General features: G+C 60.6%; 15 protein-coding genes. 9 read left to right on the top strand and 6 right to left on the bottom strand.

The window, feature by feature from the left end; all coding sequences use genetic code 11:
* Positions 1-35: 35 nt before the first annotated feature.
* Both SIC14_RS20750 and SIC14_RS20745 read left to right on the top strand, forming a co-directional pair.
* Entirely contained in the window at positions 36-746 is a 711-nt protein-coding gene (locus SIC14_RS20750) for a GntR family transcriptional regulator (protein WP_412563804.1), read from the top strand.
* Positions 747-755: 9 nt separating this feature from the next.
* Positions 756-1,862 (top strand): Gfo/Idh/MocA family protein, encoded by a 1,107-nt coding sequence (locus tag SIC14_RS20745; RefSeq protein WP_412563803.1) that lies wholly within the window; start codon positions 756-758, stop codon positions 1,860-1,862.
* Between the two features lie 78 nt (positions 1,863-1,940).
* Here SIC14_RS20745 and SIC14_RS20740 read toward each other — a convergent pair whose 3' ends face one another.
* On the bottom strand, positions 1,941-4,940 hold the full coding sequence (locus SIC14_RS20740) for an aminotransferase class III-fold pyridoxal phosphate-dependent enzyme (RefSeq protein WP_412563802.1): 3,000 nt from the start codon (positions 4,938-4,940) through the stop codon (positions 1,941-1,943).
* Between the two features lie 185 nt (positions 4,941-5,125).
* A complete protein-coding gene (locus SIC14_RS20735; protein ID WP_412563801.1) occupies positions 5,126-6,037 on the bottom strand; it encodes a LysR family transcriptional regulator in 912 nt (303 codons plus the stop codon).
* 144 nt (positions 6,038-6,181) lie between these two features.
* On the opposite strand from SIC14_RS20735, the gene SIC14_RS20730 reads away from it, so the two are divergent.
* The 5 genes from SIC14_RS20730 (at position 6,182) to SIC14_RS20710 (ending at position 10,127) form a co-directional block, all read left to right on the top strand.
* Positions 6,182-6,613, top strand: coding sequence for a VOC family protein (locus SIC14_RS20730; RefSeq protein ID WP_412563800.1), 432 nt, complete (start codon positions 6,182-6,184; stop codon positions 6,611-6,613).
* A gap of 49 nt (positions 6,614-6,662) precedes the next feature.
* Entirely contained in the window at positions 6,663-7,418 is a 756-nt protein-coding gene (locus tag SIC14_RS20725; protein ID WP_412563799.1) for a hydrolase, read from the top strand.
* A gap of 83 nt (positions 7,419-7,501) precedes the next feature.
* Positions 7,502-8,149: a glutathione S-transferase family protein gene (locus SIC14_RS20720; RefSeq protein WP_412563798.1), complete on the top strand. Its 648-nt coding sequence runs from the start codon at positions 7,502-7,504 to the stop codon at positions 8,147-8,149.
* Entirely contained in the window at positions 8,149-8,718 is a 570-nt protein-coding gene (locus SIC14_RS20715; RefSeq protein ID WP_412563797.1) for a hemerythrin domain-containing protein, read from the top strand. The genes SIC14_RS20720 and SIC14_RS20715 overlap by 1 nt, the downstream gene beginning before the upstream one ends.
* Before the next feature lie 11 nt (positions 8,719-8,729).
* Entirely contained in the window at positions 8,730-10,127 is a 1,398-nt protein-coding gene (locus tag SIC14_RS20710; RefSeq protein WP_412563796.1) for an MATE family efflux transporter, read from the top strand.
* A 27-nt stretch (positions 10,128-10,154) separates the two neighbouring features.
* Here SIC14_RS20710 and SIC14_RS20705 read toward each other — a convergent pair whose 3' ends face one another.
* From SIC14_RS20705 to SIC14_RS20690, 4 genes are all read right to left on the bottom strand, one after another.
* Entirely contained in the window at positions 10,155-10,964 is an 810-nt protein-coding gene (locus SIC14_RS20705) for an ABC transporter permease (protein ID WP_412563795.1), read from the bottom strand.
* Positions 10,957-11,724: an ABC transporter ATP-binding protein gene (locus SIC14_RS20700; protein WP_412563794.1), complete on the bottom strand. Its 768-nt coding sequence runs from the start codon at positions 11,722-11,724 to the stop codon at positions 10,957-10,959. The genes SIC14_RS20705 and SIC14_RS20700 overlap by 8 nt, the downstream gene beginning before the upstream one ends.
* Before the next feature lie 102 nt (positions 11,725-11,826).
* The gene (locus SIC14_RS20695; protein WP_412563793.1) at positions 11,827-12,846 is read right to left on the bottom strand and encodes an ABC transporter substrate-binding protein; all 1,020 of its coding nucleotides are present in this window, start codon (positions 12,844-12,846) and stop codon (positions 11,827-11,829) included.
* 44 nt (positions 12,847-12,890) lie between these two features.
* Positions 12,891-13,568: a GntR family transcriptional regulator gene (locus tag SIC14_RS20690; RefSeq protein ID WP_412563792.1), complete on the bottom strand. Its 678-nt coding sequence runs from the start codon at positions 13,566-13,568 to the stop codon at positions 12,891-12,893.
* Between the two features lie 211 nt (positions 13,569-13,779).
* Between SIC14_RS20690 and SIC14_RS20685 the strand changes: the two genes are divergently transcribed.
* Positions 13,780-15,048, top strand: coding sequence for an efflux RND transporter periplasmic adaptor subunit (locus SIC14_RS20685; protein WP_412563791.1), 1,269 nt, complete (start codon positions 13,780-13,782; stop codon positions 15,046-15,048).
* 3 nt (positions 15,049-15,051) lie between these two features.
* A complete protein-coding gene (locus SIC14_RS20680) occupies positions 15,052-18,090 on the top strand; it encodes an efflux RND transporter permease subunit (protein WP_412563790.1) in 3,039 nt (1,012 codons plus the stop codon).
* Positions 18,091-18,107: the final 17 nt, after the last annotated feature.

Here is an 18,107-nt window from a genome sequence, read left to right as displayed (position 1 = left end):
TCAATTTTATCACCCTGAGGGAGGGCAGTCACAGAATGCATGGAAGAGGGGAGCGCCCGTCGGCCCTGCCGATCTATCTGCAGATCAGCGAGGTCCTGATCCGCGAGATCGCAGCCGGGCGTCTTGTGGACGGCTCACGTCTGCCGCCGGAACGCGAATTGGCCAAGCAGCACGGGACCACGGTTCGGACCCTGCGCAAGGCGCTGTTGGAGCTTGAAAAGAAGGGGTTGCTGGAGCGCATTCAGGGCTCGGGCAACTATGTGCGCGCCTCGGGTGAGGTCGCGTCGGTCTATTCGATGTTCCGGCTGGAATTGAAAAGTGGCGGCGGCCTGCCCACCGCAGAAGTCTTGTCGATCGAAGAGTGTGACAAAAGCGAAAGTTTTCGCACATTCGGGACATCAAAACGCGGCACTCGAATCAGGCGGCTGCGATTCCTTGATGGCCAGCCTATTGCGGTGGAAGAGATCTGGCTGGACCGTGATGCTGGCGCTGTGGATCCCGCGCAGGTTCAGGATTCGCTCTACCGCTATTACAAGATGAAGCTGGGTTTCTGGGTCACCCGGGCCGAGGATTACGTCAGCATTGGCACCACACCGGACTGGGCACCGGCCGGCTTTGGCAAAGCGCCAGATAGTCCAGTGGGATATATCGAACGGCTGAGTTGGGCAGAGGCGCCCGAAGCGGTCGAATTTTCACGAACATGGTTTGACACGGATGTTGCCGAATATGTGCAGCGTCTGAAGTAGGGAAGAGACATGTCAAAAACGATCAACTACGGCGTCATCGGCTGCGGCATGATGGGGCAGGAACACCTGTGTAATATCGCGCTGCTAGAAGGTGCAGAGGTTGCGGTCATCTTTGAGCCGGACACCGACATGGCCGCAAAGGCGCAAGCCAAAGCGCCGGGCGCGCGGATGGCCACCTCGGTGGCCGATCTTTTGACCGAACCGGAGCTGGACTGCGTGCTGATTGCCAGCCCCAACTATCTGCATGTTGAGCAGCTGGAGCAGATGGCTGCGGAACGTGCTGTTCCGGTCCTGGTGGAAAAGCCGCTGTTCACCGATCCCGCCGATGTGGCCCGGTTGGATCGGTTTTTCGACAATTACCCGGCACCGGTCTGGGTGGCGATGGAATACCGCTACATGCCGCCCATCGCGGCGCTGCTGGAGTCGGTTGAGGCGGCAACGGGGGGCATCAAAATGCTCACCATTCGGGAACACCGATTCCCGTTTCTTGAAAAAGTCGGCGATTGGAATCGATTCAACCGCTACACCGGTGGGACCTTTGTAGAAAAATGCTGCCATTTCTTTGATCTGATGCGGCTGGTGCTGGGCGCGGATCCGGTGCGGGTGATGGCGTCCGGCGGGCAGGATGCCAACCATCTGGTTGAGGAATATGAGGGTGAGCGTCCCGATATCTTTGACAATGGCTATGTCATTGTGGATTTCGCTTGCGGTGCGCGCGCCATGCTGGAGCTGTGCATGTTCGCCGAAGGATCACGTTATCAGGAAGAGGTCAGCGCGGTTGGCCCCAATGGCAAGATCGAGGCGCTGGTGCCGGGACCAGGCCGGTTCTGGCCCGAACACCTTGGTGCCCCGCCGGTACCGCAGCTGATCGAAAGCCCGCGTGACCCCAAAGGCCCCGTCGTGCGCGACATTCCTGTCGATCCCGAACTGCTGGAAGCGGGGGATCACAATGGATCCACCTTCTATCAGCACCAGAAATTTCTTGAACTGGTGCGCGGTGAACGTGACGGGCCAGAGGTCAGCTTCAACGATGGCAAAATGGCCGTGCTAATGGGCATGGCCGCGCAACGCTCGATTAAAGAGGGCCGTGTGGTGGAGATGGCTGAGATGTTGTGAGGCAGTCTGCCAGCTAAGAAACCACAAGCCGCCCCACTGGGGCGGCTTTAATTTTAGGTAATGTCAGAGCAGGGCCTATCAAACCTCGCTCAGGATCTGATCCAAGGCGTCAAGGATCATCTCGATCCCTTCCGCGTCGACAGAAAGCGGCGGGCGGATTTTCAGGATGTTGTCCTTCGGCCCTTCGCTGCCCAAGAGGATCCGGTGCGCCCGCATGCGGTTTTTGACGTAAGAGGCGATCTCGGTCCCTTCGCGGCGACTGTCTGCATCGGTGATCAGCTCCACCCCAACAAACAGGCCCATGCCACGCACGTCGCCCACGACCTCATACTTGGCCTCCAGCGCTTTGAGGCCCACCATCAGCTTGTCACCCATCGCCTTGGCGTTGGCTTGCAGGCCTTCGTCATCGACGATGTCCAAAACCTCTTTGCCAATGCGGCAGGACAGGTTGGAGCCGCCGAAGGTCGAGAAGAACTCAGGCCCCTCAGCGAAGCTTTCGGCGATGGCTTTGGTGGTGACCAACACGCCCAGCGGGTGGCCGTTGCCGATCGGTTTGCCCATGACCACGATGTCGGGCAGGGCGCCCTGGTGCTCAAAGCCAAAGTAGTAGTCACCCAGACGGCCCAGCCCGGTCTGCACCTCGTCCGCGATGCAAACCCCACCGGCTGCGCGGATTTTCTCATAGACCGCGGGCAGGTAGCCCTTGGGCGGAATGATTTGCCCACCGACGGAGGGGAAGGTTTCCGCGATAAAGCCTGCAACGCCATGGCCTTTGTCCTGCAGCGCGGCAATCGCGGGATCCACCAGATCGGCGTATTTCTGGGCCCGGTCTGCGTCATCCCGGCCAAAGCGGCCGCGATAGTCATCGGCGACATCCACCAGTTCCACCCAGTCTGACTGCCCGACGCCGCCCTTGGCGTTGAATTTATAAGCCGAAATGTCGATCACCCCGGTGGTGTTGCCGTGATAGCCGTGATCGGGCGTCACCATGCCTTTGGCACCGGTGTGGGCGCGGGCCAGACGCAGGGCCAGCTCATTTGCCTCTGTGCCGGAGTTCACAAAGAAACAGACCTCAAACGGTTCCGGCAGCTTCGACAGCACCTTTTCGGCGAAGGCCGTCTGGGCCGGGTGCAGATAGCGGGTGTTTGAGTTCATCCGCTTCAGCTGATCCGCCGCCACGGCCTGAATGCGCGGATGCGCATGGCCCACATGCGGGACGTTGTTATAGGCGTCCAGATAGGGGCGGCCCCATTCGTCAAACAGGTGATGTTTCCAGCCGCGCACCAGCATCACCGGATCCTTGTAGGTCAGGCTGAGGTTGCCACCAAAATGCGCTTTGCGGCCGGCCAGAACGTCGGCCTTGTTGGTCGGCTCATAGCGCACTTTGTCAGCGGGCAGGTTGAGCAGCGCGGCCGGGTTGGGGCAGACCCCTTCCCAAAGGTACATCTCATCGGGATCGCCAACACCGGGCCAGTCATGGCCCATGCCGTCGGTGGTTAGCGCCAGTTGGAAATGGATATGCGGCGCCCAGCCGCCGTTCTGGCTGGGATCGCCAAGGCGGGCAAACTCCTCACCCTTGGTCAGATCCTGCCCGATGGTCAGCGTGTCGACCACATCCGCGGCCAAATGGCCGTAGAGCGTGTAAAACGTATCGCCCTCAGGCGTGTCATGGCTGAGGATCACCACCCCGCCATAATCCAGATGGCCGGTGCGGTTTTCCACCACATGCACCTTGGCCGCCATCGGCGTTGCCACAGGCGTGTCCGCTGGGGCAAAAACATCGACCGCCAGATGCACCGTGCGCCGGTTCGAGGCTTTCCACGGCCCCTTGCGGAAGGCGGGTTCGGCATAGATCAGGCGCGGCTCATTGTAGTAGCCGATCCACCAGCCGTCTTTATCACCATAGTCTGCGCCCAGCTGGGCAGCTTCCTCAATCGGCATGTCAAAGGGGTTCTGCGGCTCCGCGCAGTTTTCCACCGAGAGAGAGCCCATCGGCACCTCCGCCAGATCACGGCCCATCACCGGGGCAAAATTGCCCTGTTCTGCCGCCAGAAAGGCATGAATACGTTCGGCGGCATTGGTCACTGGCAGGCCACAGGCGGCACGCAACCGGGCCTTCAGCAGGCCGGGGTGTTCATTGTCACGTTCCAGATAGCGCCAGGCCGGGGCTTGCGAGATGGTCACATAGGGATCATCGGGATTGTCCGCCGCCTCAATGGTGGAGTTCACCACCGAGACCGCTAGCCGCAACCGCAAAAGCGGTAGGATCATGTCGACTTCGGCCGCGCTCAGCGGGTTCTGGATGTGATAGCCCGCCACCAGATGGGCCAGCGCCGCTTCGGGGGCAGGGTGGTCCAGCACGATATAGGCGGCAGCAATGGCAAGGTTGCAGATCCGTGGTGCAGCGCACATGTCGCCGAAGTCTATGACACCGGACACCTGCAGTGGCTCATAGGCGCCACCGGTGACCAGAACGTTGTAATCATTGACGTCATTGTGGATGGCCTGTTTCGGCAACATCATCAGACGTGGCCAGATCAGCGCCACTTCGGACAGGATATCATGCAAAATGCCCTGCCGCTGCATGTCGGTGACAACGGCGGTGTGCCCGCCAATCCACTGCCCCTGCATCAGGTCCCATTTGAAATCCCGTGCCAGCGCCGGATGCTGGAAATCCGCCATCGCCAGATCGGTTGCACCAAGAATCTGGCCCAGCTCCTCGATCAGTTCCGGCGTTTTGGGGGCGTGTTTGGCGTAGCACTGGCCCGGCAGCTTTTCCAGCAGCCAGCACAGGCGGTCCTGACCGTCCTCATCTGGCAGCGTTGCGAGGGTTGCGCCGTCTTTGGTGGCAATGACTTTGGGGTAGGGCAGGGCGTCGGACTTGGCCGCGATATGGGCCATGGCTGCGACCTGCATCTCGATCAGATCAGCCTCACAGCCTGCGCGCATGACCTTCAGCACATAGTCGCCCTGGCCGTCGGTTTCCGCCAGAATGTTCAGGTCGTATTCGCCATCCAATCCGGTGAGTTTCGCGTCAATCCCCCAGGCCGTTTTCAGGGCCTCCTGCCAATGTGTCATACGTTCCTCCGGCTGTCCTCTGGACGGTCTTTTAGGGTCATTCCGGCCTCCGCACCACGGGGTGAGAGACTCATGTCAGCGCCTTGGTAGACCGAATTTCGACGCATCCCAAGGCGGAATGGATAAAATATCCACTCAGTCCTCGAGAATTTGATCAAATTCATCAGGGACGTTGCGCCCCCGCCTCATTTTCCGCGCCACCCGGCGCTTTTCTCAACCAGAAAATCGATCATCGCGCGGGTTTTCGAGGGCAGGTTTTCCTTGCTGGGATAGATCACATGCACACCAGAGGCGGGGCGCTGGTAATCCTCCAGCAGCCGCACCAGTTGGCCGTTTTCCAGTTCTGCGCGACAGGCCAGTTCCGGCAGGCGGGTGATCCCAACCCCCATCAGTGCCAACACCTTTTCGGTTTCGGCCGCATTACACCGCACCCTTGGGGTGACAGGAATGCGAGTGGTGCCCCCGTCGGGTAAATGCAGTTCCCAATGGGTTGAGGTCTGGTGAAAGGAGAAGTCGATCAGCGTGTGGCCCACCAGTTCCTCAGGGAAGCGCGGCGTGCCGTGACGCTCCAGATAGGAGGGGGCGGCGATCATCACACCGGGGGTGCGAAACAGCTCACGGGCAATCAGATCGGATTCCGGCAGACTGCCGATCCGCACCGCCAGATCAATCGCCTCCCCCACCAGATCGGCCCGACGTTCCGAAATGTCGATTTGCAGGCTGACCTCAGGATAGCGCTCCAGAAACTCGGGCAGCCAGTGATGCAGGCAGCTTTGGGCAAAGATCACCGGCACGCTCATCCGCAACTCCCCAAAGGGTCGATCCCCCAAGGAATGCAGCCGGTCCTGCACCGCGCCAGCGTCTTCGACCATGCGGCGGGCGTTGTCGTAATAGATCTGCCCCGCCTCGGTCAGGCTGATCCGCCGGGTGGTGCGATTGAGCAGCCGAGCGCCCAGCCGTGCCTCCAGCCGCTGGATCTCTTTGCTGACATGGCTGGGTGTGTGCCCCAGCAACTTGGCCGCCGCCGAGAAGGAGGTCTGATCGACCACGGCGCAAAACAGCACCATGCCGTCGAAGATATCACGATTATGATCCATTTGGAAATAATGCCGTTCTGACTGAGGTATTATCATTCAAATACCGCAGGGATACCTTCAGATCAAGCCAAGGCACAGCCCAGACAGGTCAGCAAGACCGGGAACGGGCGCCGCCACATCGCAAGAGATCAGAAAGGACAGACCATGCTGGATATCGCCAACTTCGACCACATCGGCATTCGCATCAGTGACCGGGCCGCCTCGGTCGCCTTCTATGAAAAACTGGGCTTCGAGATGATCGCCGACGGCGGTTTTGACCACGGTCACCCATTGGTGATGCTGCATCCTTCGGGCATCAACATCAATCTCTTGGGCCCGGCCACTGCAGGCGGCGGGCGCAACGTTCTGATGGATGAAGACGAAAAGCTACCCGGCATCACCCATCTGGCCGTGAAGGTGAAAGACGCTGACGCGACCGAAGCCTTCGTCACCGCCGAAGGCATCGCCATCACCGGCCGTCGCGAATTTCGCGGCACCAAGACCATCTTCATCCGGGACCCCGATCGCAACGTTCTGGAACTGGTCGGCCCCGGCCCCTCGGTTGCCAGCCTGATCCGCGACGCGGTTCACGGCTGATCCCTCACCCCTCCCAACGCACTCAAAGACCTCCAAAGGAAACGCGAACATGACTTCTTTCTTCAAACCTCTCGCCACCGCCCTCAGCCTGACACTGGCCACCACCGCCTTGCCTGCACTGGCCGAAACGCCGCTGTTCAAATCGGTTAACGGTGTCGTCACCTACCCCGAGGGCTATCAGGGCACCACGCCGCGCGCCGCGGATGAGGATCCCTTCCTGTCGCCGGAAAACGCGGCGCTGATCTTGATCGACTACCAGCCGCCCATTCTGGCAGGTGTGCGCAACATCGACCATGAAGAGCTGATCAACAACACCATCGGTCTGATCAAAACCGCCGTGCTCTACGACATCCCGATCATCTTCAGCCACGTTGCTGTGGGGCTGAACGGCTATGATCCGATGATCGAAGAGCTGCGCGCACTGGCCCCCGATGCTGTCTTTATCGACCGCACCAACGTCAACGCCTGGGAAGAGCCCGAGTTTGTGGCCGCGGTTGAGGCGGCGGGCCGCGAGAAGCTGATCATGGGTGGCCTTTGGACCGATGTCTGCCTCGCCTATCCGGCGATCGAGGCAGAGAAGGCGGGCTATGACGTCTATGTCCCCGAAGACACCGTCGGCAGCTTCACCCAAACTTCGCATGAAAACGGTATGCGCCGGATGATTGCCGCCGGGGTGGAGCCGATCACCTGGAATGTTGTGCCTGCGGAACTGCAGCGGGATCACGCGCGCACCGATGTGCTGCCCGAGGTGACCGCGATCTTCATGGAATACCTCTTCAAGGTGGATCCCAACACCACCTGGTAACGCCAGAACCGTCAGGGCTGCGGCCCTGACCTCCCCCCAATTGAGACACTCAAGTCACAGATATCACAAAAGGAAACGCGACAATGAAACTCTACTCCGCCCCCGGCACCTGCGCCACCGCGATGCACATCGTTCTGGAATGGATCGGCAAACCCTATGAGGTTGAACACCTTGATTTCGCTGGCATGAAAAGCCCCGAATACCTGAAACTGAACCCGCAGGGTGTGGTGCCCACCTTTGTGGATCAGGACGGTCCCTTGGCCGAAGGTCTGGCCATCCTGCTGCGTCTGGTGGATCAGAACCCTGAGGCGGGCGTTGGCCCGGCCACGGGTGAAGCTGGCCGCGATGAGATGTATCAGTGGCTTGCCTATCTTTCGGCCACGCTGCATCCGTTCTTCTGGCCCTACTTCATGCCCGGCCGTTACCATGCTGATGAAGCACAGCACGGCGCGGTGCGTCAGGCGGCTCAGGAACGGGTTGATGTGGCGCTGACCGTGATTGACCAGCACCTGGAAGGCAAAGACTGGATGCTGGGCGACAAGAAATCGGTTGTGGATGCCTTCCTCTACCCGATGGCGGGCTGGGCCTATGGTTTTGACAAACCAACCTCGGCCTATCCGAATGTGGATCGTGTGATCCGTCAGCTGGCAGCCGATCCTGCGGTTCAGGCCGTACACGCGGCACAGGGCACCAAGGCCAAGGTTGACCTGTCCCAAGACACCGCCGCCTGATGTTTGAGGGGTATCATCAGCCGCAACACCATGTTGCGATGCGGGACGGATTGCCGGAGGCTCTCCGTCCCACCCTGCTGGAGGAGGCCGAGAGCGATTGGCGCAACCACCCGCGCTACGCTGGTAAGGCCCGCTTCTTCATGAACATCCACCGTCAGCTGATCGATGGATCGGCCCAACTGGCAAAGGCACTGGAACAGCTGAGCGACGCTTCAGAAAGCGAGGTCAAAGACCGCCTGCGGTCGATGAACCTGCTGGCCGGAGCCGATCACCTGATCAGCTTTGCGCATGGCCATCATGAGATTGAGGATCACGGCTATTTCCCGCAGTTCATCCGGCTTTATCCGCAGCTGGAACGCGCTTTGGGGCTGATGGACAGCGATCACGACATTCTGGAAACGGCGCTGCACGGGGCCGAGGACGGGCTGCGTACGCTGAAACAGGGCAATGTTAACCGCGATACGCTTATGCTGCTGCACAAAGATGCCAAAGCGCTAAACAAAGTGCTGGAACGGCACATCATGGACGAGGAAGAGGTGATTATTCCCATCTTTCTGCGTCACGGCTGAGAGACAAAAAGATGACAGAGACACGTGCAAACCCGATGACCTCGGCCCCGGTGAACAAGATGCTGTTCAAAATGGCGGCGCCGATCAGCATCGGCATGATGTCGACCTTTCTGTTCCAGATCGTCGACACTTACTTCGTCGGCCAGCTTGGTGCGTTGCCCTTGGCGGCGCTGGCCTTTTCGGCCTCGGTCTACCTGATTTTCGTCTCGGCCTTCATTGGTCTGTCGGTAGGGGCCTCCTCTCTGGTGGCCAAGGCCGGTGGGGCAGGGGACCGCGCCCAGATGGCCCGTGTGGGCACTTTGGCGGTCCTTTTGGCCTTCACCCTCTCGGGTCTGCTGGCCTATCTGGCACATCAGATGATTGTGCCGATGTTCACCTTGCTGGGGGCGGATGCGGCGACCCTGCCATTGATCCATGACTATATGGCCACGCTCTACCTCGGCTTTCCCTTCCTGATGGCGGGCATTGTTGGCTCCGGCGCGGTGCGGGCCTCGGGCGTGTTTATCCGGACCGAGGTGGTCTTTGCTATTGCGGGTGTGATCAACCTTGTCTTCGACTATCTGCTGATCTTCGGTATTGGGCCCTTCCCTGAAATGGGGCTGGCGGGGGCGGCGCTGGCAACGGTGCTGAGCTTTGCGTTTATCTTTGTCGGGGTGCTGGTGATCATGGCACGCGAAGGCCTGCTGGGCCGCTTGCCCCTGTCGGGGCTTGGCGCCACCAGTCGTGGTCTGGCGCAGATCGCATTGCCCACGGTCGGCATGCAGCTCTTGGTGCCCGCTACCGGCATTTTTGTGACCTGGCTCTTGGCAGGCTTTGGCCCTGAAACCGTTGCCGCCTATGGCGTTGCCGCCCGGATCGAGGCGCTGGCGATGATCGGGATTTTTGCCATCTCCGCTGCCGTCACACCCTTTGTGGCGCAGAACTTTGGCGCAGCGGCGCATGACCGGATCGACCGCGCAGTGGTCTTTGCTGGCAAGGTCAACATGTATATGGGCGCGGCCCTTTGGATTGTGTTGGCGCTGTCCGGCCCCTCTCTGGCGCAGATCTTCTCGGACGATCCGGTGGTGGTGCGCTTTGTGACGCTCTACTTCCGCATTGTTGCCTTGAGCTATGGGTTTGTCGGGTTGATCAATGTGACCTCAGCGATTTTCAATGGGCTGCAACTGCCACGTCAGTCGCTGAAAATCTCGCTGGTGAAGGCACTGGTGTTCACTGTGCCCGTGCTGCTGATCGCGGCCCCCTTTGGGATCGTGGCGGTGCTGGTGGGGCTGAGCTTTGGCAATATCGCAGCGGGCATTTATGCTGGGCGCGTGATGCGGGCGAGCGAGCGGAAGTACAACCGCCCCATCGCCGAAGACAGCATCCTTGGTGAGGCGCTGAAAGACATCCGGCGCCTGTTCGGTCGGTGAACTTGGAAACGAATGGGCGTGGCGGGGTCAGCCCCGCCAGCCCAGCAACCGCCGTTCAATCCAGCCAATGATGGTCGAAACCAGAACCCCCAAGAGCGAAAGGATCACCACACCGGCAAACAGCCGTTCCAGATCGTAAAGCGCACCAGCCTCAAGGATATAGGCACCAATGCCATATTCCGCCCCCAGCATCTCAGCCGCGACCAGCAGGATGATCGCAATCGCCAGCGAAATGCGCAGCCCCGACAGGATACCGGGCATCGCGCCGGGCAGGACAATCTTGCGCACGATGCTTTGCCAGCTAAGGCCAAAGCTCTGCCCCATGCGGATCAGCGAGCGATCCACATTGTCCACTGCGCCATAGGTGGCCACCACGGTCGGGGTGAAAGTGCCAAAAGCGATCAGCGCATATTTGGATCCCTCATCAATGCCGAACCAGATCACAAACAGCGGCAGCAGTGCTATTTTCGGGATCGGAAAGATCGCCGCCACCAGTGGCACCAGACCGGCACGGATGTAGCTGGAGAGCCCAATGAGGATGCCCACAGACACCCCAACAGATGCGCCAATTGCGGCACCGATCACCAGCCGGGTCAGGGAAGGGCTTAGGTGTTTGAACAACAGGCCCGAGGACCAAAGCTCTTGAAATGTGGCCAGAACATCCGACGGGCGCGGCAGTGTCAGCGCAGAGATCCAGCCCGAACGGGTGCCCCATTCGACCAGCGCAATCAGCAGTACGAACAGCAGCGGTGCAACCCAACGACGGGATTTGGGGGCGAAGCCGCCGCCGCGAAACCGGACCTCAATGCCGTCCTGGGATTTGATCTGATCAGACATCCAACAGCTCCTCATCTGCGGCGCGGGCTTCATCCCGCATCAGGGTCCAGAGGTGTTTCTGCACCTCCTCCAGATCGCGGTCGCCGTAGCCCCGCTCGGCCAGAGGTTTGTCGATCGTAACCACCTCGCGGATCTGGCCCGGACGGCGGGACAGCACGACAATGGCATGACCCAGACGCACCGCCTCGGCCAGATTGTGAGTGACATAGACGGCGGTGAACGGCTGGCGCGTCCAAAGCGCCACCAGATCATCCATCAGCAATTCGCGGGTCTGGCTGTCCAGCGCCGAAAGCGGTTCATCCATCAGCATCACCGACGGGTTCACCGCCAGCGCCCGGGCAATCGCCACCCGCTGTTTCATGCCGCCCGATAGCTGTTTTGGCAGCGCATTGGCAAAATCGCTCAGCTTGGTACGGGCCAGAACATCGTCAATGATCCGTTCCGCCGCCGGGCCTTTGATGCCGTGATCTTCCAGCACCAGTGAGATATTGCCGCGGACCGAACGCCAGGGCAGCAAGGCAAAGTCCTGAAACACGTAAGTCAACGGATTGAGGCTGTCCTTGGGCGGCTCACCAACCTGCAACACGCGGCCGGATGCAGGACGTTCCAGCCCACCGATCATCCGCAAAAGCGTGGACTTGCCACAGCCCGAGGGGCCAACCAGACAGACGATGCGCCCCTGTGGGATCTCCAAAGAGATGTCACGCAGCACCTCGGTGTCGCCATAGGCATGGGTGATCTGATCTAAGCGCAGGTCCATCGCGGCCTCACATGTGTTTTGGGGAAGTCACTGTGATTACAGTAAAATTACAACTGCACCCGGCCGGAACCCGTGAGTGGCGTGGCCGGGCGCAGAGGGGGGTCAAGCTTCGAACGTATCGACGTAGCTTGCGTCCAGAAGCGTATCGAGGGTGATGTGGTCCTTGACCAGACCCTCGCTCTGGAACCAGTTCAGCTGATCTTTGACCGAGGCCACGTTCAGCTTGGAACCTTCATTCAGGCGCATGGTGCCGTTGATGATCGACGGCGCGGCCTTTTCACGTGGGCGGTCAGTGTAGACATATTTGTGGATCAGATCGACCATCTCATCCACACCCGCATCGCCGCCTGCGCGGTCGATCATGGCGCTGTTGTAATCGCTGACACCCTTGCCGAAACCGGCCAGGAAATCGCTGGTCTGGCCGCGCTCATCGGCAGCGTTTTTGGCCGAGGTGAAGACGGTGGTGACTTGATAGTTCGGCAGGTAATCCGAGACATTGCCGATGATATGCACCGCGCCGGAACCGGCCAGCGGTTTGGCGATATGCGGTACGATGGACCAGGCATCGATCTGGCCGGATTTCAGCGCACCGATGATGGCGCCCACTTTTTGCAGCGGTTTGAAGGACATCTCCACACCCTCTGCCGCCGCCACTTTCGACCCCATGTAGTGGAAGCTGGATCCGGCGGTGGACATGCCAAAGGTTTTGCCGCCCAAGGCCGCGGGCGAGGTCAGGCCTGCCTGATAAGCCGCGTCGGAGGCCAGGATTTTCTGGCCGTCAATGCCCGGCTCCTCGCTCAACGCGCCACCGATCACTTTGATCGCGCCTTTGTCCGCCAGCGAAATCAGCCCGCCCGACACGGCGGTGACCGCATAGTCCACATCGCCCGAGGCAATGGCCACGGCCATCGGCTGCGCCGCCTGGAAGAACTTCAGCTCGACATCCAGACCGGCGTCGGCAAAGTAGCCACGTTCCTGCGCGATGAAGCTGCCGGAATGCGAGGTGAAGCGCAGCGCGCCCACGACGATCTTCTTGTTCTTGGCAATGGCCGGTGCGGCCAGCGTGCTGGCAGCAGCAGCGCCGAGCAGGGTGAGTGTCTGACGACGGTTGAAACTGGTCATGTTGATCCTCCCATAATGACCTGGCCTAGATGACCTTGGTGGGCTCACAGATGTGTGGCGCCCAAGTCTTCGGTAATATCTTCTGCCCACAGCTGCAGGGCCGCGCCGCTGTCGCGGGCAATCACGGCTTCCTGCAGGGCGGTCTGGCGGGCTGCACGGGTGGCGAAGTGGATGCGCCCCTCCCGCAGCAGGGCCAGCCGGAAGCGGCGGGACTGGTTGTAGAACTGATCCGCCATCGTAATCAGGCGGGGCGAGTTGCAGGCCGACATCAACGCCGCAGAGACACCGTGGCAGGCGTCATCCCATTGCAGTGCGGTCAGAACGTCGGGGCTGGCTTGCACCGCATCCTCCGCCCGTTTCAGGGCATGAAGGGCGGCAACCACACGGGATTCCCAGGCCACATCGCCCAGTTCCAGTGATCGTTCCAACCCCAGCTTTTCGCATTCCAACCGCATCAGCAGAATGTCACGCAGGTCTTCTTCGGTGGCAGAGGTGACTCTGAACCCCCGTTGGGACGTCGCCTCGACCATGCCCTCTGCCGCCAGCATCCGCAGGCATTCACGCATGGAATGGTTGGACCCGCCATAGGACTGACGCAGGGCTTCGATCTTCAGTTTCTGATCCGGAGGCAGCACGCCAAAGGAAATGTCACGCCGGATCGCCGAGGCCAGCATTGCCACCACGGTGTCATCGTCTTTCCTGGTTTTGCCAAAGAGCGCCATGATGGCTTTGTGACCTGTTTTGAAAAATGTTGGATATTTTTGCCTGTGTTGGAGAGTGGTCGTCAATACGGTGTTTTCCGCAAACTGCGGTTTGGGCTTGGCGGATTGCTGCCGGTGCACCTACAGTCAAGACACAAGGTTCTGGTGTGATCGTCTCGGAAAAGCTAGCGGTCGCGCAAGTTTACACCCCCCATCCGCACGGGAGATGCCGATGAAACTGCCCCCCTTGTCCGCCCACCGCCTGGCCATGGTTGCCGCTCTTTCGCTGGCGACCGCGTCTTTTGCCGCACCGCTGCTGGCCGAGGACACCCCCCGCCCCGCCAAGGTGCATGTGGTTGCCGAAAGTGAGACCAAGCTGATCCGGCAATATCCGGCGATTGTGTTCCCCTCGCAGGAGGCGGAACTGTCGTTTCGGGTGTCGGGCCGTCTGACTGACCTGCATGTGCGCGGCGCGATGGATGTGACCGCAGGGCAGGTGATCGCCGAGTTGGATCCGCGCGATTATGAAACCCAGCTGGCGCAGCTCAACAGCCAGCGCGAACAGGCGGTGGCGCAGCTTGAGGCAATGAAAACCGGTGCCCGCCCGGAAGAGATTGCAGCGTTGGAGGCAGGGGTTGCGGCGGCGCAGGCGCAGCTGGATCAGGCCCGCGATCAGACCGCCCGGACCAAGGAACTGGTGGACCGCGGCGTTGCGGCTGCGACCCGTCTGGAACAGGATGAGGCCAACCTCCGCGTGGCCGAGGCCAACCTGCGCAGTCAGCAGGAACAGCTGGCCATTGGCCGTGCCGGCGGACGGGCCGAGGAAATCGCCGCCTCCGAGGCTGCACTGCGGGGGTTGGACGCCCAGATCGAAGCGGCCGAGCGGCAGCTGGCCGACACCCGCCTGACGGCCCCTTTTGCCGGGATCATTGCGCGCCGCGATGTAGAGAACTTCACCAATATTCAGGCCGGTCAGCCGGTGGTGCTGTTGCAGGCGCTGTCCACGGTGCACATGGCGTTTGACGTGCCGGGGCCGGATGTTCTGGCCGTGTCGCAGCAGATTGCCAATGGTGTCACCACCGAAGTGCGCTTTGACGGGCTGGATGTGGTTCTGCCGGCCGAACTGATCGAGTTCCAGACCCAGGCAGATGCCGGTACCCAGACCTACCGCGGCCGCGTAGCGGTGGAACTGCCGTTTGAACGGATGATCCTGCCCGGCATGGTGGGGCAGGTGACGGTGACCGTGGGCACCGATTTTGCGCCGGAACTGACGGTGCCGAACACGGCACTGGCGGCCTCGGCGGATGGGATGCCGTTTGTCTGGCTGGTGGACACCGCCAGCAACACTGTCAGTCGTCAATCGGTGACTTTGGGGGCCGTGCATGATGGCGAAGTGGCCGTGACCGAAGGCCTGAATGTCGGGGCCACCGTGGTTTCGGCCGGGGTCAGCCATCTGCAGGACGGCATGGCCATTCGCCCTGTCACCAAGATCGGAGACTAAGCCATGAACCTTGCAGAATTTGCCATTCGCAAGCGGGTGATCTCTTTGATCTGCACGCTGCTGATCCTGTTGGCGGGCTATGTCGCCTATACCAAACTGCCCCGCTTTGAAGACCCCGAGTTTCTGATCCGTCAGGCCAATATCGTGGTGCCTTACCCCGGGGCGCGGGCGGATGAGGTGGCGGAAGAGGTTACTGAAGTTGTTGAAAACGCCTTGCAACAGTTGGAAGGCGTCAAAGAGTTGCGGTCAACCTCGCAGCCGGGTCTGTCGCGAATCTCGATTGAATTTACCATTCGTGCGGCACGCGATCGTGCGCAGCTGAACCAGCGTTTTGCCCAATTGCGGGCCAAGATCGACGACATCGAAGGCACCCTGCCGCCCAATGCGCTGGCACCGCAGGTCTATGACAATTTCGGGGACGTCTTTGCGCTCTATTTTGCCATCACCGGCGAAGGGTATGCGCTGGGCGAACTGGAGGCCTATGCCAAGACTCTGCAGCGGGAACTGGCGATTGTGGATGGTGTGTCAAAAGTGTTGATCGGCGGCACGCAGGAACGGGTGATCTATGTCGATTACGCCCCTGCGCGGCTGGTGGAGCTGGGCATTTCAACGGCACAGATCGATCAGGTGCTGGAAGGCCAGAACCAGGTGATCCCCGGCGGCGCGCTGCGGTCGGGCGACAAACGTCTGGAACTCCGCTCTGAAGGGGCAGTTTCCTCTGTTGAGGCGATTGGCAACCTGCGGATTTCCAACCCGCAGACCGGGGCCTCTTACCGGCTGTCCGATATCGCCAGCATCCGCGAAGGTGAAGTGGAGCCCACCCGCGGGCTGTTGATCCGCAATGGGGCGCCGGCCATTGGACTGGCGATTTCCAACGAAACCGGCGGCAATGTGGTGAACATGGGCGAAGCGGTGCGGGCGCGTATGGATGAGCTGATCGTGGACCGGCCCATCGGCGTTGAGGTGCAGGTGATCTCGGATCAGTCGGTGACTGTGAAGACCTCGATCAACGACTTTGTGGTCAACGTCTTGATGGCGCTGGGCATTGTGGTCGGGACCTTGCTGATTTTCATGGGGCTGCGCTCGGGGCTCTTGATGGGGGGGATCCTGTTGGTGACCGTGGCGGGCACGCTGTTTGGCATGTGGATCTACGGTCTGGACATGCAGCGGATTTCGCTGGGGGCGCTGATCATCGGCCTTGGTATGCTGGTCGACAACGCCATTGTGGTGGTTGAAGGCACTCTGGTGCGGGTCAGCAAAGGCGAAAGCGCCGAGGCGGCCTCGATCTCCGTGGTAGAACAAACCAAATGGCCCCTTCTGGGGGGCACCATCGTGGGCTTTCTGGCCTTTTCCCCCATCGGGTTTTCGCCAGATAACACAGGTGAATTTGCCGGATCGCTGTTCTGGACCATTGCCATTGCCATGCTGTTCAGCTGGCTGGTGGCGATTTGGCTGACCCCCTATTTCTGCACATTGCTGATGAAACCCACCAAAGCCGCGCCCAAGCCCGAACATGGCATTTTGCAGGGCTACCGCCGGGTGCTGAACCTGGCGATCCATCATCGTCTGGTGACGCTGGTGCTGATTGTGGCGATGTTCGCTTCGGCCATTATTGCGGCGGGCAACGTGCCGCCGGGCTTCTTCCCGGCCTCCACACGGGCACAGTTTGTGATCGACTATCTTTTGCCCGAGGGCAGCGATATCCACGCCACCGCGCGGGATCTGGAGGAGATCGAAAACCATGTGCTGACATTGGATGGGGTGACCGGCACCAATATCGCTGTCGGTTCGGGCCACGCCCGTTTCATGCTGATCTATGAGGCCGAGGATTCCAACAGCGCCTATGGCCAGATCCTTGTGGATGTGACCGATTATTCGGTAATTGAAGGGCTGATTGAAAAGCTGCAGCCCTGGGTCGATGGCAACTACCCCGACGCCAACGCGAAGATCTGGAAGTTCGTTTTAGGGCCGGGCGGCGGTGCCAAGATCGAGGCCAAGTTCTTTGGCTCCGATCCGGTTGTGCTGCGGGAACTGGCCGAGGAGGCCAAACGTCGCCTGCATGAAAACGGCGCCATTGCTGTGCGGGATGACTGGCGCCAGCAGGTGCAGGTCATCCGGCCGGTCATCAACACCGAAGCGGCCCGTCGTCTGGGGCTGACGCAGGGCGAGATTTCCCATGCGCTTTACACCCATCTGAATGGGGCCAATATCGGCACTTACCGTGATGGCGACACATTGGTGGATATCGTGATGCGTCCGGAACAGGCTGCCCGCGACTCGGTCGAGAGTCTGCGCAACGTGCAGGTCTTTTCGCAGGCCATCGGCGGCTATATCCCGATCTCGCAGGTGGTGGAGCGGTTTGAGCTGGCCTTTGAACCTGCCAACCTGCGCCGCATCGACCGCGAGCTGGTGATCATCGCACAAGCCGATCCAAAACCGGGCGTGCTGGCAGGGGATCTGTTCGAAGACATCCGCCCCCATATCGAAGACATGGACCTGCCACCGGGCTACCGGATGGAATGGGGGGGCGAATTTGGCAACAGTCAGGAAGCCAACGCTGGCCTCTCCGCCACAATGCCCATCGGGTTTGGCGCCATGATCCTTGTGGTCTTCTTCCTGTTCAATGCGGTGCGACAGCCGCTGATCATCTGGCTGACCGTGCCTTTGGCCATCGTTGGTGTGATGTGGGGCCTGTCATTGACCCAGACCCCGATGGAGTTCATGGCCATCCTTGGCGTGCTGTCGCTGACGGGGATGTTGATCAAGAACGCCATTGTTCTGATCGATGAGACCGATCTGCAAATTGCCGGCGGCAAGCCCCGCCTGCAGGCGGTGGCGGACAGTGCTGTCAGCCGGGTGCGGCCGGTGACACTGGGGGCGCTGACCACGGTGTTGGGGGTGGTGCCGCTGCTGTGGGATCCCTTCTTCAATTCGCTGGCGGTGGTGATCATCTGCGGCCTCAGCTTTGCCACCGTGCTGACGCTGGTGGTGGTGCCGGTGCTTTACACGCTGTTCTTTCGCATCCGCATGGAAGAGGTCTGAGCTGCGGGTCAACTGGC

It is taken from the genome of Thalassobius sp. MITS945101, assembly GCF_047123305.1.
Lineage (GTDB): Bacteria > Pseudomonadota > Alphaproteobacteria > Rhodobacterales > Rhodobacteraceae > Thalassobius.
Note: the sequence above shows the minus strand (reverse complement) of the source record. Positions and strands in the feature narration are given on the sequence as shown.

Bases quoted from the DNA above. Each gene is read 5' to 3' on its own strand.
- SIC14_RS20750 (WP_412563804.1), top strand. From the start codon at position 36: ATGCATGGAAGAGGGGAGCGCCCGTCGGCCCTGCCGATCTATCTGCAG.
- SIC14_RS20745 (WP_412563803.1), top strand. From the start codon at position 756: ATGTCAAAAACGATCAACTACGGCGTCATCGGCTGCGGCATGATGGGG.
- SIC14_RS20740 (WP_412563802.1), bottom strand. From the start codon at position 4,940: ATGACACATTGGCAGGAGGCCCTGAAAACGGCCTGGGGGATTGACGCG.
- SIC14_RS20735 (WP_412563801.1), bottom strand. From the start codon at position 6,037: ATGGATCATAATCGTGATATCTTCGACGGCATGGTGCTGTTTTGCGCC.
- SIC14_RS20730 (WP_412563800.1), top strand. From the start codon at position 6,182: ATGCTGGATATCGCCAACTTCGACCACATCGGCATTCGCATCAGTGAC.
- SIC14_RS20725 (WP_412563799.1), top strand. From the start codon at position 6,663: ATGACTTCTTTCTTCAAACCTCTCGCCACCGCCCTCAGCCTGACACTG.
- SIC14_RS20720 (WP_412563798.1), top strand. From the start codon at position 7,502: ATGAAACTCTACTCCGCCCCCGGCACCTGCGCCACCGCGATGCACATC.
- SIC14_RS20715 (WP_412563797.1), top strand. From the start codon at position 8,149: ATGTTTGAGGGGTATCATCAGCCGCAACACCATGTTGCGATGCGGGAC.
- SIC14_RS20710 (WP_412563796.1), top strand. From the start codon at position 8,730: ATGACAGAGACACGTGCAAACCCGATGACCTCGGCCCCGGTGAACAAG.
- SIC14_RS20705 (WP_412563795.1), bottom strand. From the start codon at position 10,964: ATGTCTGATCAGATCAAATCCCAGGACGGCATTGAGGTCCGGTTTCGC.
- SIC14_RS20700 (WP_412563794.1), bottom strand. From the start codon at position 11,724: ATGGACCTGCGCTTAGATCAGATCACCCATGCCTATGGCGACACCGAG.
- SIC14_RS20695 (WP_412563793.1), bottom strand. From the start codon at position 12,846: ATGACCAGTTTCAACCGTCGTCAGACACTCACCCTGCTCGGCGCTGCT.
- SIC14_RS20690 (WP_412563792.1), bottom strand. From the start codon at position 13,568: ATGGCGCTCTTTGGCAAAACCAGGAAAGACGATGACACCGTGGTGGCA.
- SIC14_RS20685 (WP_412563791.1), top strand. From the start codon at position 13,780: ATGAAACTGCCCCCCTTGTCCGCCCACCGCCTGGCCATGGTTGCCGCT.
- SIC14_RS20680 (WP_412563790.1), top strand. From the start codon at position 15,052: ATGAACCTTGCAGAATTTGCCATTCGCAAGCGGGTGATCTCTTTGATC.